Here is a 21,233-nt window from a genome sequence, read left to right on the forward strand (position 1 = left end):
CCCGGGGATTGCGCCTGGCGCGAGATTCAGGCCGTTTCGGTCGCCAGCGGGCGGTGCGGCGTGTGAGTGTTCACCACCCATTGCGGCGCCAGCGAGCCGAGCACCATGCCCGCGAACGAGGCCAGCACGCCCGCGAGCTGGGCCGGGAACACCGCGCCCCAGGGCATCGCCATGAACAGCAGCCAGGTGCCGATGCCGAACAGGATCGCGGCGATCGCGCCCTGGGTGGTGGCGCGCTTCCAGTAGAGGCCGAACACCAGCGGGATGAAGGCCCCGACCAGCGGCACCTGGTAGGCGCCCGAGACCAGTTCGTAGATCGGCGTGCCCTGCATGCGGATCGCGTAGGCCAGCACCGCCGCGCTGAACAGCAGCACCGTGATGCGCATGGTCCGGAGGTTCTCGCGGTCGGTGCCCGCGGGGCGGAACTGGCGCCAGATGTTCTCGGTGAAGGTGACGCTGGGCGCCAGCAAGGTGGCCGAGGCGGTCGACTTGATGGCCGACAGCAGCGCGCCGAAGAACAGCACCTGCATCACGAACGGCATCTTCTCGAGCACCAGCGTGGGCAGCACCTTCTGCGGATCCTCCTTGAGCAGCGTGGCGGTCTGCTCCGGCATGATCAGGAGCGCGCTGGCCACGAGGAACATCGGCACGAAGGCGAACAGGATGTACGCCAGGCCGCCGATCACCGGGCCGCGCGTGGCGGCCTTGACGCTGTTGGCCGACATCACGCGCTGGAACACGTCCTGCTGCGGGATCGAGCCGAGCATCATGGTGATGGCGGCCGCGAAGAAGAAGACCATGTCGTGCCAGTTGGGCTCGGGCCAGAACTTGAACAGGTCCTTGCTGACCGCGAAGGCGACCACCTTGTCGGCACCGCCGGCCATGTTGCCCGCGAACATCGCGATGATGGCCAGGCCGGCCACCAGGATGATCATCTGGATGAAGTCGGTGACCGCCACCGACCACATGCCGCCGAACAGCGTGTAGGCCAGGATCGAGACCACGCCGATCACCATGCCGGTCGACAGCCCGATGGCGCCGCCCGACAGCACGTTGAACACCAGGCCCAACGCCGTGACCTGCGCCGAGACCCAGCCCAGGTAGCTCAGCATGATGATCAGCGTGCAGGCCACCTCCACGCCGCGGCCATAGCGCTCGCGGTAGTAGTCGCTGATGGTCAGCAAGGTCATGCGGTAGAGCTTGCCCGCGAAGAACAGGCCCACGAGGATCAGGCAGGTGCCGGCGCCGAACGGGTCTTCGACCACGCCGTTGAGGCCGCCCTCGATGAACTTGGCCGGGATGCCCAGCACTGTCTCGGAACCGAACCAGGTCGCGAAGGTGGTCGTGACGATCATGAAGAGCGGCAGGTGCCGCCCGGCGATCGCGAAGTCGGTGGTGTTCTTCACGCGCCGGGCCGCATACAGGCCGATGGCGATGGTGAGCAACAGATAGACGATGACCAGGGTCAGCAGCACGTCAGGTTCTCCTCTTTCCTCGATTCCAAGGCAGCACGCCTCTCTTTTTCAGGCCGTGGCAGCCAGCGTCCGCGCGGTTCAGAAAAGTCGAACGCGCACCAGCAGCTGCATGGCCAGCAGACCCAATACAAAACCTATGCCACCGTAGAGGATGGACTGGAGCAACCGGTTGGTGCGCTTCTGCGCGGCCAGCAGTTCCAGCAGCTCGCGCCGGTGGTCGGGCGGCCGATTCTCCAGGAAATCGTGCAGCAGGCGCGGCAATTCCGGCAACAGCTTGGCGTATCGCGGCGCCTCGTCCTTGAGCTGCTGGAACAGCTTCTTGGGCCCGATCTGGTCGACCATCCACTTCTCGAGGAAGGGCTTGGCCGTGTGCCAGAGGTCGAGCTCGGGATCGAGCTGGCGGCCCAGCCCCTCGATGTTGAGCAGGGTCTTCTGCAGCAGCACCAGCTGCGGCTGGATCTCGACGTGGAAGCGGCGCGAGGTCTGGAACAGCCGCATCAGCACCATGCCGAGCGAGATCTCCTTGAGCGGCCGGTCGAAGTAGGGTTCGCAGACGGTGCGGATCGCGGCCTCGAGCTCGTCGATGCGCGTGCCCTCGGGCACCCAGCCGCTCTCGAGGTGCAGCTCGGCCACGCGCTTGTAGTCGCGCCGGAAGAAGGCCACGAAGTTCTGCGCCAGGTACTCCTTGTCGGACTCGGTGAGCGTGCCGATGATCCCGAAGTCCAGCGAGATGTAGCGCCCGAAGGTCTGGGGCTCGAGGCTGACCTGGATGTTGCCCGGGTGCATGTCGGCATGGAAGAAGCCGTCGCGGAACACCTGGGTGAAGAAGATGGTGACGCCGTCGCGCGCGAGCTTCGGGATGTCGACGCCCGCGGCGCGCAACCGCTCGAGCTGCGCGATCGGCACGCCGTTCATGCGCTCCATCACGATCACCTCGGGATGGCAGAAGTCCCAGAACATCTCGGGGATCAGCACCAGGTCGAGCGAGGCCATGTTGCGGCGCAGCTGCGCGGCGTTGGCGGCCTCGCGCACCAGGTCGAGCTCGTCGTGCAGGTACTTGTCGAACTCGGCCACCACCTCGCGCGGCTTGAGCCGCTTGCCGTCGGGCGAGAGCTTCTCGACCCAGCCGGCCATCATGGCCATCAGGCCCAGGTCCTTCTCGATCACGCCGCGCATGTTGGGGCGCAGCACCTTGACCGCCACCTCGCGCAGTTGGCCGTCGCCGGTGCGGATGGTCGCGAAGTGCACCTGCGCGATCGAGGCGCTCGCGATCGGCGTCTCGTCGAACTGCACGAACACGTCGCCGACGGGCCGGCGGAACGCGCGCTCGATGGTTGCCACGGCCACCGCCGAGGGGAACGGCGGCACGCGGTCCTGCAGGAAGGTCAGTTCGTCGGCGATGTCGGGCGGCAGCAGGTCGCGCCGCGTGGAGAGCACCTGGCCGAACTTGACGAAGATCGGGCCCAGCCGCTCGAGCGCCTCGCGCAGGCGCTGGCCGCGCGGTGCGTCGAGCCGGCGGCCGAAGGAGACGATGCGTGCGACCACGCGCAGCCAGGGCTTCTGGAAGCTCGTGAGCACGAGCTCGTCGAGGCCGTAGCGCAGCGCGACCCAGACGATGAAGAGGCTGCGATAGAAGCGGCTCATTCGGCGGTGCCCGCCGAACCGATACCGGATCTGCCGGCCGCCGCGCGGTTGCCCACGAACTGGCGCAACGCGCCCACCACGCGCCGCACCGCATTGCCGATGGCATGCGCGGGCACGTCGCCGATCACGCGCGCGAGGTCGTCCTCGACGTCCCAGCGCACGTGGTCGACCAGCCAGTTGACCTCGGCCGCAAGCTGCACGTCGCCCACGATCTGCACCGAGGGCTTGTCGCCGCGCAGCGTGGCGCGCGCGATCTCGAAGGGGTTGTCATCGGTGACCGACAGCGTGAGCTCGGGCAGCGAGCCCGGCGGCGCCAGGTCGAGCAGGCCGGCGGGCGTGGCCACCAGCTCCATCGTGACGAAGCGCCACTGGAAGCGCACCACGCGGCCCTGCTGGCGCACCAGCCGTTGCTGGGCCTCGGGCTCCTGCTGCAGCACATGGTTGAGGAACAGCACGGCGCGGTGCTGGATCTCGTGCACGGCCCAGGGCGGCGGCTGCAGGCGCTCGCCGACGCGATTGAACAGGTCGCCGAGCAAAGAAAAAGGGGACGATGGTGTGGCCATGGTCCCCATTATCCTTTCTGCAGGCGGCCGGGCCGCCTTCGAAGCCGCTGCTTATTGCAGGGCTTGCACGCCGGCCACGAGCCAGCCGTTGCCGCCGGTGGTCGGACGCGTCATGTTCCAGACTTCGCGGAACGGGCCCGGGCCCGCCGAAGCGTCTTCGCGGATCATGCCGGAGAACTCCACGCTGGCCATGTAGGCATCGGCCAGTTCCTCGATGCCGAGCAGCTTGGCGTCGAGCATGACCACCTCGGTCTTGTTCGACACGCCACCGGTGTGGCTGGCGCGGTCGGCGAGCTGGCTGCGGATTTCCTCGATCATCTCGTCGGTCATCATCGAACGCAGCATGGTGATGTCGGCACGGTCCCAGGCATCCTGCAGGGTCACGAAGTTGCGCTTGGCGGCGGTCAGGAAACCGTCGACATCGAAGCCGGCCGGGATGCCCCAGCTCTGCGAACCGGCCAGGGCCGAACCGATCATGCTGCCGCCACCGGCCGCGGCACCCGCGGACGAGAGGCTGCTGCCGTGCGAGGTCGCGGCGGGCGTGGCATCGAAGTTGGTGGCGTTGCGCTCCCACGGACGGGCCGAGGCGTCGTTGCCGACGTTGTTCGGGCTGTACTGCGCCGGCGCTGCCGGGTTGCCCGGACCGCCCGCGCCCTGGAAGGCGAAGCCGCCCTGGCGTGCACCGGCGGGCTGCGAGCGCGACTTGATCATGCGCCACACGAACACGGCGGCCAGCACCAGCAGACCGATCAGCAGGATGTTGCCGAAGCCTGCGCCCAGGCCCAGCGAGCTCGCGAGCCATGCGAGGCCCAGGCCCGCGGCCAGGCCGCCGAGCATGGCGCCCCACGGGCGCTTCGGTGCCGCGGCGGCGGGTGCCGGCGTGGCGGGCTTGGCGGCCGCGTTGGTGGCGTTCTGTTGCGCGGGCGCGGCCGGCGGCGTGGCCTGGCGTTGCGTCACGTTCGAGGATTGGCGGCCGACGGATTTACCGCCGCCCATGCGCGCCGCGTCGGCCTGGATGCTGACGAGCGCGAGTGCGCCAGCCAGAAGCAAAGTACTCAAACTCTTCATAAGGTCTCCTCTCGAACGAAATCTCGTCTGATCAACACTTGATTCCAACATGGAGGGCGACCACGCCACCCGTCATGTTGTGATAGTCCACATGCCCGAAACCGCCCTCTTTCATGAGGGACTTGAGCTCGTCCTGGCCCGGATGCATGCGGATCGATTCGGCCAGGTAGCGGTAGCTCGCGTCGTCGCCCGCCACCACCTTGCCCAGGCGCGGCAGCACGTTGAAGGAGTACCAGTCGTAGACCTTCTCGAGCGGCTTCGCGACCTTCGAGAACTCGAGCACCAGGAGCTTGCCGCGCGGCTTGAGCACGCGGTTCATCTCCTTGAGCGCGACGTCCTTGTGCGTCATGTTGCGCAGGCCGAAGGCGACGGTGACGACGTCGAAGTGATCGTCGGGGAACGGCAGCTTCTCGGCGTCGCAGACCGTGGTGGGCAGCACCACGCCGGCGTCGAGCAGGCGGTCGCGGCCGGTGCGCAGCATGGCTTCGTTGATGTCGGTGTGGACCACCTGGCCGCTGGCGCCGACCTTCTTCGCGAAGGCCAGCGCGAGGTCGCCGGTGCCGCCCGCGATGTCGAGCACGCGCGAGCCCTCGCCCACGTTCGCGACCATGACGGTGTAGGCCTTCCATGCGCGGTGAAGCCCCATCGACATGAGGTCGTTCATCAGGTCGTAGCGCGTGGCGACCGAGTCGAACACGCCGCGCACGCGGCCGGCCTTCTCGCTCTCGTCGACTTTCTCGAAGCCGAAATGGGTGGTGGTCATGCGACCGATGTTAGGCCGTTCGTCCTCGCATCAAGACGACGACCCCGCTGTACCGGCGGTCATTTGTTGCTTTTTCTGCAAACGCTGAGGTCTTGTAACGCCCGTCACGTCTACCGACGAAGCTATGCTTTCAATAGCAAACGCCGATCAATGGCTGCCGCAGGCGTGGCCGCCTTTCTCGGCCATCGGCGCGTCGCGATCGACGCCCGCTTCGGCCAGCTTCTGCTCGTAGGCGGCCCAGAGTTCGGCCTGCTGCGAACCCAGCTGGTAGAGCAGGTCCCACGAGTAGATGCCCGAGTCGTGCCCATCGCTGAAGCTGGGCTGCACCGCGTAGTTGCCCACGGGCTCGAGGTTCACGAGTTCGACCTCGCGCTTGCCGGTCTGCAGCACTTCCTGGCCCGGGCCGTGGCCCTGCACCTCGGCCGAAGGCGAGTAGATGCGCATCAGCTCGAAGGGGATGCGGAAGGTGGCGCCGTCGGAGAAGCCCACCTCGAGCACGCGCGAGCGGCCGTGCACGGTGATCGACTGCGGCGTCGGCGCGCCGGCTTGCAAGCCTGCCATGGGGGAGTGTCCGTTCGAAGTGGAGGAAAGAGGATGCAGGGAGACGGCGCAGTATGCCGCGCCGGCTACAGCGCCGCGAGGCGCGTGGCCATCGCGGCCTCGGCCGCGCTCAGCAGCGCCTCGACCTGGGCCACGCGCGCGGCCGGTGCCGCGCGCTGCGCGGCGGCCCAGAATGGCGCGGGGAAATGGCTGTCCCAGTCGAAGCGTGCGATCACGTGCCAGTGCAGGTGCGGCACCATGTTGCCGAGGGCGGCGACGTTGATCTTGGTCGGCGCGAGCGTGTCGCGCAGGCATTGCTCGACCTCGGCCACGGCGTCCAGGCAGTGCGCGCGCTCCTCGCGCGACAGGTCGGACAACTCGGGCCGGTGCGCATTCCACACCACGCGGTAGAAGGCCGGGAAGCCCGCTTCCACCGCATGGATCACGCGCAGCCTCGCGCCCTCGAACACCAGGCGTCCGCCCGCCTGTTCGCAGAACACGCAGCCGGCCACGCGCGCCGCCTCGCCGCTCACACCAGCACCCGTTCGATGCCACCGTGGTTCGCGGCCGCCACGTACTCGGGCATCCAGTCGGCGCCGAGGATCTTGTTGGCCATCTCGACCACGATGTAGTCGGCCTCGAGCAGGCCGTTGTTCAGGTCGCTGCCGTAGCGCGACAGGCCCTGCAGGCAGCTCGGGCAGCTGGTCAGGATCTTCACGTTCTCGCCAGCGCCGATCTTGCCGCCGTCGCGCAGCGCGGCCTCGCCCTTCTTCAGTTCCTCTTCCTTGCGGAAGCGGATCTGCGTCGAGATGTCGGGCCGCGACACGCCCAGCGTGCCCGACTCGCCGCAGCAGCGGTCGTTCTTGAGCACGTTGTCGCCGACCAGCGCCTTCACCGTCTTCATCGGGTCCTGCTGCTTCATCGGCGTGTGGCAGGGGTCGTGGTAAAGGTAGCCGGCACCGCCGGCGTCACCCAGGGTGATGCCCTTCTCGAGCAGGTACTCGTGGATGTCGATGATCCGGCAGCCCGGGAAGATCTTGTCGAACTGGTAGCCCTGCAGCTGGTCGTAGCAGGTGCCGCAGCTCACCACCACGGTCTTGATGTCGAGGTAGTTGAGCGTGTTCGCCACCCGGTGGAACAGCACGCGGTTGTCGGTGATCATCTTCTCGGCCTTGTCGAACTGGCCGCTGCCGCGCTGCGGATAGCCGCAGCACAGGTAGCCCGGCGGCAGCACCGTCTGCACGCCCGCGTGCCAGAGCATGGCCTGCGTCGCGAGCCCCACCTGCGAGAACAGCCGCTCCGACCCGCAACCCGGGAAATAGAACACCGCCTCGGTCTCCGAGGTCGTGACCTTGGGGTTGCGGATGATCGGCACGTAGTCCGCATCCTCGATGTCGAGCAGCGCGCGCGCCGTCTTCTTCGGCAGGTTGCCCGGCATCTTCTTGTTGATGAAGTGGATCACCTGCTCCTTGAGCGGCGCCGGCCCGAGCGAGGCCGGGGGCGCCGCCGTCTGCTTCTTCGCGAGGCCGCGCAGCAGATCGTTGGCCATGCGCTGCGCCTTGAAGCCGATGCCCACCATGCCCGCGCGCACCGTCTTGATGGTCTGCGGATTGGTCGCGTTGAGGAAGAACATCGCGGCCGCGTTGCCGGGACGGAAGCTCTTCTGCCCCATCTTGCGCAGCAGGTTGCGCATGTTCATCGACACGTCGCCGAAGTCGATCTTCACCGGGCAGGGCGTGAGGCACTTGTGGCACACCGTGCAGTGGTCGGCCACGTCCTCGAACTCCTCCCAGTGCTTGATGCTCACGCCGCGCCGGGTCTGCTCCTCGTAGAGGAAGGCCTCGACCAGGAGCGAGGTCGCGAGGATCTTGTTGCGCGGGCTGTAGAGCAGGTTGGCGCGCGGCACATGGGTGGCGCACACCGGCTTGCACTTGCCGCAGCGCAGGCAGTCTTTCACGCTGTCGGCGATGGCGCCGATGTCGCTCTGCTGCATGATGATCGACTCGTGCCCCATCAGGCCGAAGCTCGGCGTGTAGGCATTGGTCAGGTCGGCATGCAGCGACTGCGCGCCAGCACCCGGTTCGCGCAGCAGCTTGCCCTTGTTGAAGCGGCCCTCGGGATCGATGCGCTGCTTGTATTCGGCGAAGGGACGCAGTTCCTCGTCCGACAGGAACTCGAGCTTGGTGATGCCGATGCCGTGCTCGCCCGAGATCACGCCGTCGAGATGGCGCGCCAGCTTCATGATGCGCGCGACCGCCTCGTGCGCGGTCTGCAGCATCTCGTAGTTGTCGCTGTTGACCGGGATGTTGGTGTGCACGTTGCCGTCGCCCGCGTGCATGTGCAGCGCGACCCACACGCGGCCCTTGAGCACGCGCTTGTGGATCGCCGTGCACTCGGCCAGGATCGGCGCGAAGGCCGCGCCCGCGAAGATGGCCGACAGCGGCTGGCGCAGCTGGGTCTTCCAGCTCGCGCGCAGCGAATGGTCCTGCAACTGCGGAAACAGCGCATCGACCTCGTCGAGCCAGCCGGCCCACAGCGCACGCACCTCCTGCAGCAACGCCACGGCCTGCGCCACGCGGTCCTCGAGCAGCTCGGCCGAGGGGATCTCGTTGGCGTCGTCGGTCTTGCCCAGCGGCAGGTTGCCGTGCACGAAGAACTTCTCGAGCTCGTCGACCAGCGCGAGCTTGTTGCGCAGCGAAAGCTCGATGTTGATGCGCTCGATGCCGTCGCTGTACTCGGCCATGCGCGGCAGCGGGATCACCACGTCCTCGTTGATCTTGAAGGCGTTGGTGTGGCGGCTGATCGCGGCGGTGCGCTTGCGGTCGAGCCAGAACTTCTTGCGCGCCTCGGGGCTGATGGCGATGAAGCCCTCGCCGCTGCGCGAGTTGGCGATGCGCACCACCTCGGAGGTGACGCGCGCCACCGCGTCGGCGTCGTCGCCCGCGATGTCGCCGAACAGCACCATCTTCGGCAGGCCGCCGTGCTTCTTCGACTTGGTGGCGTAGCCCACGGCCTTCAGATAGCGGTCGTCGAGGTGCTCGAGGCCGGCCAGCAACACGCCCGAGCGCTTCTGCTCGGCGAACATGAAGTCCTTGATCTCGACGATGCTGGGCACCGCGTCCTTGGCGTTGCCGAAGAACTCGAGGCAGACGGTGCGCGTGTGCGCCGGCATGCGGTGCACCACCCAGCGGCAGCTCGTGATCAGGCCGTCGCAGCCTTCCTTCTGGATGCCCGGCAGGCCCGAGAGGAACTTGTCGGTCACGTCCTTGCCGAGGCCTTCCTTGCGGAAGGTACGGCCCGGGATGTCGAGGCGCTCGGTGCGCAGCGGCGTCTTGCCGTCGGCCGCGAAGTACTGGAGCTCGAACAGCGCGCTCTCGGCGTCGTGGATCTTGCCGAGGTTGTGGCCGATGCGCGTGACCTCGAGCCATTCGGCCTGCGGCGTGACCATGCGCCACGAGGCCAGGTTGTCGAGCGCGGTGCCCCACAGCACGGCCTTCTTGCCGCCGGCGTTCATCGCGACGTTGCCGCCGACGCACGAGGCCTCGGCCGAGGTCGGGTCGACCGCGAATACGTAGCCCGAGCGCTCGGCCGCGTCGGCCACGCGCTGCGTGACCACGCCGGCCTCGGTCCAGATGGTGGGCACGGGCGCCTCGAGCCCGGGCAGCGCGACCAGCTCGACCTCGGTCATCGCCTCGAGCTTCTCGGTGTTGATGACCACGCTGTTCCAGGTCAGCGGGATCGCGCCGCCGGTGTAGCCGGTGCCGCCGCCGCGCGGAATGATGGTCAGGCCCAGCTCGATGCAGCCCTTGACCAGCAACGCCATCTCGGCCTCGGTGTCGGGGCACAGCACGACGAAGGGGTACTCCACGCGCCAGTCGGTGGCGTCGGTGACGTGGGCCACGCGCGAGAGGCCGTCGAACTTGATGTTGTCCTTGGCCGTGAGCCGGCCCAGCACGCGGGTGGCCTTGCGGCGCAGCGCGGCGACGTCGCGGAACAGGGTGTCGAAGGCCTGCACGGCCTCGCCGACGCGGCCCGTGAGCTCGCCCACGAGTTGGTCGCGCGGCAGGTCACTGTCGGGCGTGCGGCGCTTCTGCACCTCGGCCAGGCGATGCCGCAGCGCATCGACCAGCAGGCCGCGGCGGCGCGGGTTGTCGAGCAGGTCGTCGATCAGGTAGGGGTTGCGCTGAACGACCCAGATGTCGCCGAGCACCTCGTAGAGCATGCGCGCCGATCGGCCGGTACGGCGCTCGGCGCGCAGCGTCTGGAGCAATTCCCAGGCGCGCTCGCCCAGCAGGCGGATCACGATCTCGCGATCGGAGAAGCTGGTGTAGTTGTAGGGGATCTCACGCAGTCGTGCAGGCTCTGCGGCCTGCGACAGCAGCGCGTTCAACGCGGTCGGAGCATTCATCGGGGTGGGGCCTCGGCCGGGCGCCACGCGTCCATAGCCGGGGTGGGGATTTTAGGTCAGGGCCAGGGTTCGTGCCCTGGCGCCGACGCGTGTCCCTCTGGCACTGCCGGCGCGCCGGCCGGCCTCAGCGCAACGCGATCAGAACAGCACGCGGCTGCGGATCGTGCCCTGCACCTTCGCGAGCTTCTCGAGCGCGAGGTCCGAGGAGGCGGCGTCGATGTCCATCACCACGTAGCCGATCTTCTCGTTGGTCTGCAGGAACTGCGAGGAGATGTTGATGTGGTTGTCCGAGAAGATCTTGTTGATCTCCGACAGCACGCCCGGCACGTTGCGGTGCACGTGCAGCAGGCGGTGCTTGCCCGGGTGCGCGGGCAGCGCCACCTCGGGGAAGTTGACCGACGAGGTCGAGGTGCCGTTGTCGCTGTACTTGACCAGCTTCTCGGCCACCTCGAGGCCGATGTTGGCCTGCGCCTCCATCGTCGAGCCGCCGATGTGGGGCGTGAGGATCACGTTGTCGAGTCCGCGCAGCGGCGACTGGAACTCGTCCTTGTTGCTGCGCGGCTCGACCGGGAACACGTCGATGGCGGCGCCCAGCAGCTTCTTCTCCTTCAGCGCGCCGGCCAGCGCGTCGATCTCGACCACGGTGCCGCGCGAGGCGTTGATCAGGATCGAGCCGGCCTTCATCGCCGCGATCTCGGCCGCGCCGATCATCCATTGCGTGGCCTGCGTCTCGGGCACGTGCAGGGTCACGATGTCGCTCTGCGCCAGCAGCTGGTGCAGGTCGCGCACCTGGCGCGCATTGCCCAGCGGCAGCTTGGTGACCACGTCGAAGAAGGCGACGTGCATGCCCAGCGCCTCGGCCAGCACCGACAGCTGTGCGCCGATCGAGCCGTAGCCCACGATGCCCAGCGTCTTGCCGCGGATCTCGAAGGCGTTGTCGGCCGACTTGAGCCAGCCGCCGCGGTGCGCCACCGCGCTCTTCTCGGGCACGCCGCGCAGCAGCAGGATCGCCTCGGCCAACACCAACTCGGCCACCGAGCGGGTGTTGGAGTAGGGGGCATTGAAGATCGCCACGCCGTGCTCGCGCGCGGCCTCGAGGTCGACCTGGTTGGTGCCGATGCAGAAGCAGCCGGCGGCCACCAGCTTGTGGGCGGCCGCGAACACCTCGGCGGTCAGCTGGGTGCGCGAGCGGATGCCGAGGAAGTGCACGTCGCCGATCTTGGCCTTGAGCGCCTCGTCGGACAACGCGCCCGGCAACGACTCGACGTTGGTGTAGCCCGCCGCATGGAGCACCTCCACGGCCGAGGGGTGGATACCCTCGAGCAGAAGAAACTTGATCTTGCTTTTGTCGAGGGAGGTCTTGCTGCTCATGCTGCTGCTCGCGGTAGCCCCGGCCATGGCAACAGGCTAGGCCGAAAAAGGGAGGGCGATGCTAGCATGGTGCAGCGCAGCAAGCAGGGGCCCGGCGCGCGAGCGCCCTGTCGGCCAAGGGGGTTTCCCCGGGTTTCTTGCCGTGTGCACTCCGTGCGACAAAGCCGCAGAACCGTCACGTATGTAACCTAACATCGCCGGTTTTACTTACTTTTCCCTACAGGAGTCTTAATGCGCTTCAAGACGCTCGCCATCGCCTCTACGCTGGCTGCCGCTCTGGCCGTGCCAGCCCTCGCCCAGGCCCAGACCGAGATCCAGTGGTGGCACTCGATGGACGGCGCCCTCAACGACTGGGTCAACGACCTCGCCAAGCAGTTCAACGAGAGCCAGAAGGACTACAAGGTCGTGCCCACCTACAAGGGCGAATACGACCAGTCGATGGCGGCCGGCATCGCGGCCTATCGCTCGGGCAACGCGCCCGACATCCTGCAGGTGTTCGAGGTGGGCACCGCCACCATGATGTACTCCAAGGGCGCGATCAAGCCCGTGGCCGACGTCATGAAGGAAGGCGGTCAGAAGTTCGACCCCAAGGCCTACATCCCCGCGGTGGCCGGCTACTACACCGCCCCCAACGGCCAGATGCTGTCGTTCCCGTTCAACAGCTCGACGACGGTGTTCTATTACAACAAGGACGCCTTCAAGAACGCCGGCCTCGACCCCGAGAAGGCTCCCGCCACCTGGCCCGAAGTGGTCTCGGCGGCCGCCAAGCTCAAGGCCAGCGGCAGCCAGTGCCCGTTCACCACCTCGTGGATGAGCTGGGCCCAGCTCGAGAGCTTCTCGGCCTGGCACAACACCTCGTACGCCTCGAAGAACAACGGCTTCGGCGGTCTCGACGCCCGCCTGGAATTCAACTCGCCGCTGCACGTGCGCCACTTCGAGAACCTGTCGAACATGTCCAAGCAGGGCCTGTTCGTCTACAAGGGCCGCGCCAGCAAGCCGATCACCTCGTTCACCTCGGGTGAGTGCGCGATGTTCATCGGCTCGTCGGGCAGCTACGCCAGCGTGAAGCGCGACGCCAAGTTCAAGTTCGCCGAATCGGCGCTGCCCTACTACCCGGACGTGCAGGGCGCGCCGCAGAACACCATCGTCGGCGGCGCCAGCCTGTGGGTGATGTCGGGCAAGCCGGCCGCCAGCTACAAGGGCGTGGCCGCGTTCTTCACCTTCCTGTCGAGCCCCAAGGTGCAGTCCGAAAGCCACATGCGCACCGGCTACCTGCCGATCACCACCGCAGCCTACGAGCTGACCGAGAAGGCCGGCTTCTACAAGGAAAACCCGGGCACCGACGTCGCGGTGAACCAGATGATCAAGAAGACCACCGACAAGTCGCGTGGCGTGCGCCTGGGCAACCTGCCCCAGATCCGCGCCATCGAGGACGAGGAAACCGAGCTGATCTGGACCGGCAAGAAGACCCCGAAGGAAGCGCTGGACAGCGCCGTGAAGCGCGGAAACGAACTTTTGGTGAAATTCCAGGCCGCAAACAAGTAAGCTCCGACCCCGGACCGGCGCGAACGAATGTTCGTTTCGGTTCGTTTGACCCGCCACAAGCCAGGCTGCCCCGTGCAGTCCTGGCTGTTTGCTTATTTAGTGTGTCCGTGACCTGAACGCCCTGCCCCATGGAAAAACGCGTCATCTTTCGTTCGAACTGGCTGCCCTGGGCATTGTTGGCGCCGCAATTGTTCATCGTCGGCGTCTTCTTCTTCTGGCCCGCGGGCCAGGCGCTGGTGCAGTCGCTGCAGCAGCAGGACGCCTTCGGCAACTCGATCACCTGGGTGGGGCTGGACAACTTCGAGGCGCTGTGGAACGACAGCACCTACATGGCCTCGTTCCACACAACCATCGTCTTCTCGGTGCTGGTGACGGTCCTGGGCCTGAGCATCGCCCTGGTGCTGGCGGTGTTCGCCGACCGCGTGGTGCGCGGCACGCGCTTCTACCGCAGCGTGCTGATCCTGCCGTACGCGGTCGCCCCGGTCGTGACCGGCCTGCTGTGGTCGTTCATGTTTTCCTCGTCGATCGGCATCGTGGCCTACTGGCTCAAGAAGATGGGCTTCAACTGGAACCATCTGCTCAACGGCGACCACGCCATGGCGCTGGTCGTGATGGCCTCGGTCTGGAAGCAGATCTCCTACAACTTCCTGTTCTTCCTCGCGGGGCTGCAGTCGATTCCCAAGTCGCTGATCGAGGCCGCCGCCATGGACGGCGCGCGCCCGATGCGCCGCTTCTGGACCATCCAGTTCCCGCTGCTGACGCCCACCACCTTCTTCCTGCTGGTGATCAACATGGTGTACGCCTTCTTCGACACCTTCGCGATCATCGACGCCACCACCCAGGGCGGCCCCGGCAAGGACACCGCCACGCTGGTCTACCGCGTGTACTTCGACGGCTTCCGCGGCATGGACTTCGGCGGCGCCGCGGCCCAGTCGGTGGTGCTCATGGTGATCGTCATCGCGCTGACGGTGGTGCAGTTCCGCTACGTCGAGAAGAAGGTCCAGTACTGATGACCGCCCCCATGCTCCCCTTCTTCCCCGCCCGCCGCGCGGCCCACGCCACGGAGGCCCGCCATGGTTGAGCGCCGCCCCTCCCTGGGCATCCTCGCGCACGTGATCATGATCATCGGCGTGCTGCTGGTGATGTTCCCGATCTACCTGGCCTTCATCGCCTCCACCCACACGCCGCAGGAGATCATGCAGGCGCCGATGCCGATCCTGCCCGGCAGCAACTTCTGGGAGACCTACAAGGCGGCGCTGACCGGCGGCGGGCGCACCAGCGCCAACGTGTCGGTGGCGCGGATGATCTGGGTGAGCACGGTCATCACGCTCGTCATCACCTTCGGCAAGATCAGCATCTCGCTGCTGTCGGCCTTCGCAGTGGTGTATTTCCGCTTCCCGCTGCGCGGCCTGTGCTTCTGGCTGATCTTCATCACGCTGATGCTGCCGGTCGAGGTGCGCATCGGCCCGACCTACCAGGTCGTGGCCAGCCTCGGCATGATCAACAGCTTCGCCGGCCTCTCGATACCGCTGATCGCGTCGGCGACCGCCACCTTCCTGTTCCGGCAGTTCTTCCTGACGGTGCCCGACGAGCTGGTCGAGGCCGCGCGCGTCGACGGCGCCGGGCCGATGCGCTTCTTCAAGGACATCCTGCTGCCGCTGTCGAAGACCAGCATCGCGGCGCTGTTCGTGATCCAGTTCATCTACGGCTGGAACCAGTACCTGTGGCCGCTGATCGCCGCCACCAGCGAGGACATGTACCCGATCGTCGTCGGCATCAAGGCCATGATCGGCAACGGCGAGTCGCCGGTGGACTGGAACGTGGTGATGGCCACGGCCGTGCTGGCCATGCTGCCGCCCGCGGTGGTCGTGGTGCTGATGCAGAAGTGGTTCGTCAAGGGCCTGGTCGATACCGACAAATAAAACGCTGAACTGAAAACATGGCTGCCATTTCCCTACGCAACGTCATCAAGCGCTACGGCCACGGCCCCAAGGCCAACCAGGTCATCCACGGCGTGAGCGCCGAGATCGCCGACCACGAGTTCGTCGTCATCGTCGGCCCTTCGGGCTGCGGCAAGTCCACGCTGCTGCGCATGGTGGCCGGCCTGGAGGAGATCTCCGCCGGCGAGATCGCCATCGGCAACAAGGTGGTGAACCAGCTCGAGCCCTCCGAGCGCGACATCGCGATGGTGTTCCAGAACTACGCGCTCTATCCGCACATGACGGTGTTCGCGAACATGGCCTACGGCCTGAAGATCGCGAAGGTGCCGGTGGCCGAGATCAAGGTGCGCGTGGACAAGGCCGCGAAGATCCTCGAGCTGGGCCACCTGCTCGAGCGCAAGCCGCGCGAGCTCTCGGGCGGCCAGCGCCAGCGCGTGGCCATGGGCCGCGCGATCGTGCGCCAGCCGCAGGTGTTCCTGTTCGACGAACCGCTGTCGAACCTCGACGCCAAGCTGCGCGCCCAGACCCGCCTCGAGATCCAGAAGCTGCACCGCGAGCTCGGCATCACCTCGCTGTTCGTCACCCACGACCAGGTCGAGGCCATGACGCTGGCGCAACGCATCATCGTGATGAACGGCGGCGTGATGGACCAGTTCGCGACGCCCGAGGAGGTCTATTCGCGCCCCGCCACCACCTTCGTCGCGAGCTTCATCGGCTCGCCGCCGATGAACCTGCTGCGCCATGCACCGGGTGTGCGGCCGGGCCAGATCCTGGGCATCCGCCCCGAACACATGGCGCTCGACGAGCGCGGCTGGTCGGTGCAGGTCGAGCAGGTCGAGCTGCTGGGCGCCGAGCGCCTGGTCTACGGCCGCATCGGCGACGAGCAGATCATCATGCGCACCGACGAGGCCGACCAGCCGCCGATGGCGGGCGATACCGTAAAGATCGCCGCGCGCGAAGACAAGCTCCACTGGTTCGACGCCGGTTCCGGCAAACGCGCGGAATGAGCACCCCCTGGCCCTATCCGCGCTGGATCGCCCACCGCGGCGCCGGGAAGCTCGCGCCCGAGAACACGCTCGCGGCCTTCCGCTTCGGCGCCGCGCACGGGTACCGCATGTTCGAGTGCGATGCCAAGCTCAGCGCCGACGGCGTGGTGTTCCTGATGCACGACGCCACGCTGGAACGCACCACCAGCGGCCGCGGCATCGGCGGCCAGAAGCCCTGGAGCGAACTGGCACAGCTCGACGCGGGCGGCTGGCATTCGCGCGCCTTCGCGGGCGAGCCGCTGCCCACGCTCGAGAACCTCGCGCGCTTCTGTCTGGCCAACGGCCACCTGCTGAACATCGAGATCAAGCCCACGCCCGGCACCGAGCGCGAGACCGGCGAGGCGGTGGCGCGGCAGGCCGCGACGCTGTGGCGCGATGCGGCCGTCCCGCCGCTGCTGACCTCGTTCCAGGTCGATGCGCTCAAGGGCGCAGCAGCGGCCGCGCCCGAATTGCCGCGCGGCCTGCTGCTCGACACGCTCTGGAACGGCTGGCTCGAAACCGCGCGCGAACTCGGCTGCGTGGCCATCGTCTGCAACCACGCGCTGTGGGACGCCACGGTGGTGGCGCAGGTGCACGGCGCCGGCCTGCGCGCGCTGAGCTACACGGTCAACGACGACTGGGCCGCGCAGCGCCTGATCGACCTGGGCACGGACGGCATCATCACCGACCGCGTCGACCTGTTCAGCCCCGCGCGCTGAACGCGGCCCCGTCACATGCTGTGACGCGCCGCGAAGCCGGACCTTCAGGTGCGGCTTCTATGATGCGTCCATGAGTTGGACCTCCCGTCTCGCGGCCTTGCTGATGGCCGCCCTGCTGCTGTGCGGCACCGCCTTCGCGCAGCAGGACCCCGATCTCGCGGCCGCGCCGCCCGCGCCCACCGTGGCCGAGCTGCGCGCGCTGCTCGCCAAGATCGACCAGAGCACCGACTCGGCCGAGGACGCGCGCAGCCGGCTGACCCAGATCAACGCGATCGGCGCGCAGGCCGACAAGTTCGTGGCGGCGCGCACCGGCGAGCTCAACGACCTCAACGCGCGCCTGGGCGAGCTCGGCAACCCGCCCGCGGCCGGCGCCAGCGAAGACCCCGACATCACGCGCCAGCGCGCGCGCCTGACCAAGGAGCGCAATGCGCTCGATGCCGACATCCGGCTCGCCAAGCTGCTGGCGATCGACGTGCGCCAGCGCGGCACCGACCTGCTGACGCAGCGCCGCGCGGTGTTCGAGGCCCAGCTCACCGAGCGCGCGGCCTCGCCGCTGACCGGCGAGTTCTGGAGCGACCTGCAGGAGGCCTGGCCCGACGACCTCGACCGGCTGCAGGCCATGGCCGCGGGCGTGCAGGCGGGCATCGCCACGGCCCTCGGCGGCGCGGGCCGCACGCTGGTGATCGCGGCGCTGATCGGCGCGCTGCTGCTGGCCTTCGCGGGCGTCTGGGCCGCCGAGCACGGCCTGACCCGGCTCGCGGTGAAGCTGCTGCCCGCCGGGCGGCTGCGGCGCTCGCTGTTGGTGATCGCCATCGTCGCCGCCCACGTGCTGCTGGTGGCGCTGGCCGCGCACGGCTTCGTCTACGTGCTCGAGCAGCACGCGGGCTGGGGGCCGCAGGCGCGCAAGGCGATGCTGTCGCTGGCGCAGGCGCTGGTGTTCATGGCCTTCGTGATCGGCCTGGGCCGCGCGCTGCTGGCCACCGGCCGGCCGTCGTGGCGGCTGCCACCGATTCCCGACGCCATGGCCGCGCGCCTTGCGGCCCTGCCCTGGCTGGTGGCGCTGGTGGCGGCCCTGGCCTGGGCACCGGCCGAGATCAACGCGCTGGTCGACGCCAGCCTCTCGGCTGTGGTCGCCACGCACGTGCTGACCGCGCTGCTGCTGACCGCGCTGGTGGGCGCGGTGCTCTACCGGCTCAAGGCACTGCGCGCCGGCGCGCCCGGCGAGGACCTGCCCGAGCGGCCGATGTGGGTCGGCATCCTGGTGGCGCTGATCGCCATCCTGATGATCGCGATCTGGGTGCTGGTGGCCGTGGGCTACGTGGCGCTCGCGAGCTTCCTGGCTTCGCAGCTGACCTGGAGCGGCATCGTCGCCACCGCGTTCTACGTGCTGTTCAAGTTCGCCGACGACGTGTTCATGGCCACCGTGTCGTCGCGCAGCGGCTTCGGCCAGCGGCTGCAGAAGAGCTTCGGCCTGGCACCGCAGACGCTGGACCAGATCGCCACCGTGCTGTCGGGCCTGAGCCGGGTGGCGCTGTTCTTCTACATGCTGATCGCGCTGGCCGCGCCGCTGGGCACCAGCCCCGGCGAGGTGTTCCAGCGCAGCGGCAAGTTCGGCACCGGCGTGAAGATCGGCGAGTTCCAGCTCGTGCCGGGCGCGATCCTCAGCGCGGTGGCGGTGCTGGCCGTGGGCTTCGTGATGCTGCGCATCTTCAAGCGCTGGCTGGCCGCGAGCTACCTGCCGACCACCAAGTTCGAGCCCGGCATGCAGAGCTCGATCAGCACCCTGCTGGGCTACGTGGGCGGCATCCTGGTGATCGCGTTCTCGCTCTCGGCGCTGGGCATCGGCGTCGAGCGCATCGCCTGGGTGGCGAGCGCGCTGTCGGTGGGCATCGGCTTCGGCCTGCAGGCGATCGTGCAGAACTTCATCTCGGGCCTGATCCTGCTGGCCGAGCAGCCCGTGAAGGTGGGCGACTGGGTGGTGCTCGGCACGGCCGAGGGCGACGTGCGGCGCATCAACGTGCGCGCCACCGAGATCCAGCTCGGCGACCGCTCCACGCTGATCGTGCCGAACTCGGAATTCATCACCAAGACCGTGCGCAACATGACCTTGGCCAACGCCGAGGGCCGGGTGCTGATCCGCCTGCCGATGCCGCTGACCACCGACGCGCAGAAGGTGCGCGACCTGATCCTCGAGGCCTGCAAGGCGCACGAGGGCGTGCTCGAGACGCCGGCGCCGTCGCTCACGCTCGAGGGCATCGAGAACGGGCTGCTGATCTTCCAGGCGATCGCCTACGTGGCGAGCCCGCGGCTGGCCGGCGGCGTGCGCAGCGACCTGCTGTTCACCATTCTCGATGCGCTGCGCCAGGCCGACCTGCCGATGGCCACGCCCACGCTGGTGATGGCGGCCGCGCCGACGGCACCCTCGGCGCTCTCGACCGCGCCCTCGCCGGTGCCCTCCTCGCCGGCCTCGCCGCTGCCGGGCGTGCAGGGCTGAAGGCCGGCTGCGCCCGACTCAACTCAGCGGCAGGGTGGTCGTGCACTTCACCTCGTTGAGGCACACGCTCGAGCGCACCGCCGACACGCCCGGCATGTGCATCAGCGTGTCCATCAGGAACTGCGACAGCGAGTGCAGGTCGCGCGCGACCACCTTGATGACGTAGTCGAAGTCGCCGGTGACCGAATAGCACTCGAGGATCTGCGGCAGGTCGGCCACCAGGTCCTGGAACTTCGGCAGCTCGCCGATGTGGCCGCGGGCCATGGTCACGTGGATGAAGGCGATCACGCCGAGCCCCACCTGGCGCGCGTCGAGCCGGGCCGCGTAGCCGCTGATGAAGCCCATCTCCTCGAGCCGCCGGTGCCGCCGCAGGCACTGGGCCGGCGAGAGATTGGCCACTTCGGAGAGTTCGAGGTTCGATGCACGGCCATGCGCTTGCAAGTGGTCGAGGATCTTCCTGTCGATGCGGTCGAGCGTGATCTCGTGCAATTTCATCTCCTTCAAGTGCCAATGACCGCAATCATATTTCTCAAAGCGGGGTAAGCACTGGCGTGGGATGCACCTTAATTGTGCAGACCACGCTCTAGACTCCAGGCTTCCGGAAGTGCATGCCGCATTTCCGTGCATCGCTTCCCTGCCCGGCCCTGCCGTGGCGTCGGACCCGTTCCCTTCCTCTGATCCGGAGATCCTCACGTGAAATTCGCCCTGCTTCGCACCCCTGTCGCCGCCGCCCTGGCCCTCGGCATGCTCGCCGCCGCGCCCGCCTTCGCGGCCGACAAGTCGGTGGCCGTGACCGCCATCGTCGAGCACCCGGCGCTCGACGCCGTGCGCGACGGCGTCAAGGCCGAGCTGAAGGCGGCCGGCTACGAAGAGGGCAAGAACCTCAAGTTCACCTACCAGAGCGCGCAGGGCAACGTGGGCACCGCGGCCCAGATCGCGCGCAAGTACGTGGGCGACCAGCCCGACGTGATCGTCGCGATCGCCACCCCCTCGGCCCAGGCCACGCTGGCCGCCACCAAGACCATCCCGGTCGTCTACTCGGCCGTGACCGACCCGGTGGCCGCCAAGCTGGTGAAGAGTTGGGACGCCACCGGCACCAACGTGACCGGCGTGTCGGACCTGTCGCCGCTGGACAAGCACATCGCCCTCATCAAGCAGGTGGTGCCCACCGCCAAGCGCATCGGCGTGATCTACAGCCCCGGCGAAGCCAACTCGGTGGCGATCGTGGCCGACCTCAAGAAGGCCGCCGCGGCCGCCGGCATGACGGTGGTGGAAGCCGCCGCAGCGCGCACCGTCGACGTGCCGACCGCCGCCCAGAGCCTGGTCGGCAAGGCCGACGCGATCTACACGCCGACCGACAACAACGTGGTGTCGGCCTTCGAGGGCATCGTGAAGGTGGCGCAGCAGGCCAAGCTGCCGGTGGTGGCGGCCGACACCGCCACCGTCGAGCGCGGCGCGGTCGCGGCGCTGGGCCTGAACTACACCGACATCGGCCGCCAGACCGGCAAGATCGTGGTGCGCATCCTCAAGGGCGAGAAGCCCGGCACGATCGCCTCGCAGACCAGCACCAACTTCGAGCTGGTGGTGAACCCGGGCGCGGCCAAGCTGCAGGGCGTGACCCTGTCGGACGAGCTGCTGAAGACCGCCAAGGTCGTGAGCACCAAGTAAGTCCCGGCTT

General features: G+C 67.9%; 17 protein-coding genes. 7 read left to right on the forward strand and 10 right to left on the reverse strand.

Features of this window, described 5'->3' with window-relative positions; all coding sequences use genetic code 11:
- Positions 1-26: 26 nt before the first annotated feature.
- The 9 genes from R0232_RS28580 to serA form a co-directional block, all read right to left on the reverse strand.
- A complete protein-coding gene (locus R0232_RS28580) occupies positions 27-1,475 on the reverse strand; it encodes a sodium:solute symporter family protein (RefSeq protein WP_287753028.1) in 1,449 nt (482 codons plus the stop codon).
- Between the two features lie 78 nt (positions 1,476-1,553).
- Positions 1,554-3,119, reverse strand: a complete 1,566-nt coding sequence (gene ubiB / locus R0232_RS28585; protein WP_431510261.1) for a ubiquinone biosynthesis regulatory protein kinase UbiB — start codon at positions 3,117-3,119, stop codon at positions 1,554-1,556.
- Entirely contained in the window at positions 3,116-3,682 is a 567-nt protein-coding gene (locus R0232_RS28590; protein WP_093341266.1) for a hypothetical protein, read from the reverse strand. The genes ubiB and R0232_RS28590 overlap by 4 nt, the downstream gene beginning before the upstream one ends.
- 51 nt (positions 3,683-3,733) lie before the next feature.
- Positions 3,734-4,750, reverse strand: a complete 1,017-nt coding sequence (locus tag R0232_RS28595; RefSeq protein WP_431510262.1) for a Tim44 domain-containing protein — start codon at positions 4,748-4,750, stop codon at positions 3,734-3,736.
- Positions 4,751-4,781: 31 nt separating this feature from the next.
- Positions 4,782-5,513 carry a bifunctional demethylmenaquinone methyltransferase/2-methoxy-6-polyprenyl-1,4-benzoquinol methylase UbiE gene (ubiE, locus tag R0232_RS28600; RefSeq protein WP_057592061.1) on the reverse strand — a complete coding sequence of 244 codons (732 nt, stop codon included), beginning with the start codon at positions 5,511-5,513 and terminating at the stop codon, positions 4,782-4,784.
- Between the two features lie 147 nt (positions 5,514-5,660).
- Complete coding sequence (locus R0232_RS28605) at positions 5,661-6,074, reverse strand: gamma-butyrobetaine hydroxylase-like domain-containing protein (RefSeq protein WP_208511833.1); 414 nt, start codon at positions 6,072-6,074, stop codon at positions 5,661-5,663.
- 65 nt (positions 6,075-6,139) lie between these two features.
- Positions 6,140-6,586 carry an HIT family protein gene (locus R0232_RS28610; protein WP_431510263.1) on the reverse strand — a complete coding sequence of 149 codons (447 nt, stop codon included), beginning with the start codon at positions 6,584-6,586 and terminating at the stop codon, positions 6,140-6,142.
- Positions 6,583-10,461, reverse strand: a complete 3,879-nt coding sequence (locus tag R0232_RS28615; RefSeq protein ID WP_431510264.1) for a DUF3683 domain-containing protein — start codon at positions 10,459-10,461, stop codon at positions 6,583-6,585. Before R0232_RS28615 ends, R0232_RS28610 begins: the two co-directional genes overlap by 4 nt.
- Before the next feature lie 138 nt (positions 10,462-10,599).
- The gene (gene serA, locus R0232_RS28620) at positions 10,600-11,832 is read right to left on the reverse strand and encodes a phosphoglycerate dehydrogenase (RefSeq protein ID WP_431510265.1); all 1,233 of its coding nucleotides are present in this window, start codon (positions 11,830-11,832) and stop codon (positions 10,600-10,602) included.
- 231 nt (positions 11,833-12,063) lie between these two features.
- Between serA and ugpB the strand changes: the two genes are divergently transcribed.
- The 6 genes from ugpB to R0232_RS28650 all read left to right on the forward strand — a co-directional run bounded on the left by ugpB (position 12,064) and on the right by R0232_RS28650 (position 19,555).
- A complete protein-coding gene (gene ugpB, locus R0232_RS28625) occupies positions 12,064-13,377 on the forward strand; it encodes a sn-glycerol-3-phosphate ABC transporter substrate-binding protein UgpB (RefSeq protein ID WP_093340996.1) in 1,314 nt (437 codons plus the stop codon).
- Between the two features lie 128 nt (positions 13,378-13,505).
- Entirely contained in the window at positions 13,506-14,387 is an 882-nt protein-coding gene (ugpA, locus tag R0232_RS28630; RefSeq protein WP_093340998.1) for a sn-glycerol-3-phosphate ABC transporter permease UgpA, read from the forward strand.
- 63 nt (positions 14,388-14,450) lie between these two features.
- On the forward strand, positions 14,451-15,299 hold the full coding sequence (ugpE, locus tag R0232_RS28635; protein WP_057592066.1) for a sn-glycerol-3-phosphate ABC transporter permease UgpE: 849 nt from the start codon (positions 14,451-14,453) through the stop codon (positions 15,297-15,299).
- A gap of 17 nt (positions 15,300-15,316) precedes the next feature.
- Entirely contained in the window at positions 15,317-16,324 is a 1,008-nt protein-coding gene (gene ugpC / locus R0232_RS28640) for a sn-glycerol-3-phosphate ABC transporter ATP-binding protein UgpC (RefSeq protein WP_093340999.1), read from the forward strand.
- Entirely contained in the window at positions 16,321-17,061 is a 741-nt protein-coding gene (gene ugpQ, locus R0232_RS28645; RefSeq protein ID WP_431510266.1) for a glycerophosphodiester phosphodiesterase, read from the forward strand. The genes ugpC and ugpQ overlap by 4 nt, the downstream gene beginning before the upstream one ends.
- Before the next feature lie 70 nt (positions 17,062-17,131).
- Entirely contained in the window at positions 17,132-19,555 is a 2,424-nt protein-coding gene (locus R0232_RS28650) for a DUF3772 domain-containing protein (protein WP_431510267.1), read from the forward strand.
- An 18-nt stretch (positions 19,556-19,573) separates the two neighbouring features.
- Here the strand turns inward: R0232_RS28650 and R0232_RS28655 are convergent, their stop codons facing one another.
- Entirely contained in the window at positions 19,574-20,044 is a 471-nt protein-coding gene (locus R0232_RS28655; protein WP_093341004.1) for an Lrp/AsnC family transcriptional regulator, read from the reverse strand.
- A 204-nt stretch (positions 20,045-20,248) separates the two neighbouring features.
- Here R0232_RS28655 and R0232_RS28660 point away from each other — a divergent pair, with 204 nt between their 5' ends.
- A complete protein-coding gene (locus tag R0232_RS28660; protein ID WP_093341005.1) occupies positions 20,249-21,223 on the forward strand; it encodes an ABC transporter substrate-binding protein in 975 nt (324 codons plus the stop codon).
- The last annotated feature ends 10 nt before the right edge of the window (positions 21,224-21,233 follow it).

The organism is Variovorax sp. DAIF25 (genome assembly GCF_050711835.1).
In the GTDB taxonomy this organism is placed as follows: Bacteria; Pseudomonadota; Gammaproteobacteria; order Burkholderiales; family Burkholderiaceae_C; genus Variovorax.

Excerpts from the sequence above, each read along its gene's own strand:
- R0232_RS28650 (WP_431510267.1), top strand. The coding sequence starts at position 17,132 with ATGAGTTGGACCTCCCGTCTCGCGGCCTTGCTGATGGCCGCCCTGCTG.
- ubiB (WP_431510261.1), bottom strand. The coding sequence starts at position 3,119 with ATGAGCCGCTTCTATCGCAGCCTCTTCATCGTCTGGGTCGCGCTGCGC.
- ugpC (WP_093340999.1), top strand. The coding sequence starts at position 15,317 with ATGGCTGCCATTTCCCTACGCAACGTCATCAAGCGCTACGGCCACGGC.
- ugpB (WP_093340996.1), top strand. The coding sequence starts at position 12,064 with ATGCGCTTCAAGACGCTCGCCATCGCCTCTACGCTGGCTGCCGCTCTG.
- ubiE (WP_057592061.1), bottom strand. The coding sequence starts at position 5,513 with ATGACCACCACCCATTTCGGCTTCGAGAAAGTCGACGAGAGCGAGAAG.
- R0232_RS28615 (WP_431510264.1), bottom strand. The coding sequence starts at position 10,461 with ATGAATGCTCCGACCGCGTTGAACGCGCTGCTGTCGCAGGCCGCAGAG.
- serA (WP_431510265.1), bottom strand. The coding sequence starts at position 11,832 with ATGAGCAGCAAGACCTCCCTCGACAAAAGCAAGATCAAGTTTCTTCTG.
- R0232_RS28595 (WP_431510262.1), bottom strand. The coding sequence starts at position 4,750 with ATGAAGAGTTTGAGTACTTTGCTTCTGGCTGGCGCACTCGCGCTCGTC.
- ugpE (WP_057592066.1), top strand. The coding sequence starts at position 14,451 with ATGGTTGAGCGCCGCCCCTCCCTGGGCATCCTCGCGCACGTGATCATG.
- ugpA (WP_093340998.1), top strand. The coding sequence starts at position 13,506 with ATGGAAAAACGCGTCATCTTTCGTTCGAACTGGCTGCCCTGGGCATTG.
- ugpQ (WP_431510266.1), top strand. The coding sequence starts at position 16,321 with ATGAGCACCCCCTGGCCCTATCCGCGCTGGATCGCCCACCGCGGCGCC.
- R0232_RS28605 (WP_208511833.1), bottom strand. The coding sequence starts at position 6,074 with ATGGCAGGCTTGCAAGCCGGCGCGCCGACGCCGCAGTCGATCACCGTG.
- R0232_RS28590 (WP_093341266.1), bottom strand. The coding sequence starts at position 3,682 with ATGGCCACACCATCGTCCCCTTTTTCTTTGCTCGGCGACCTGTTCAAT.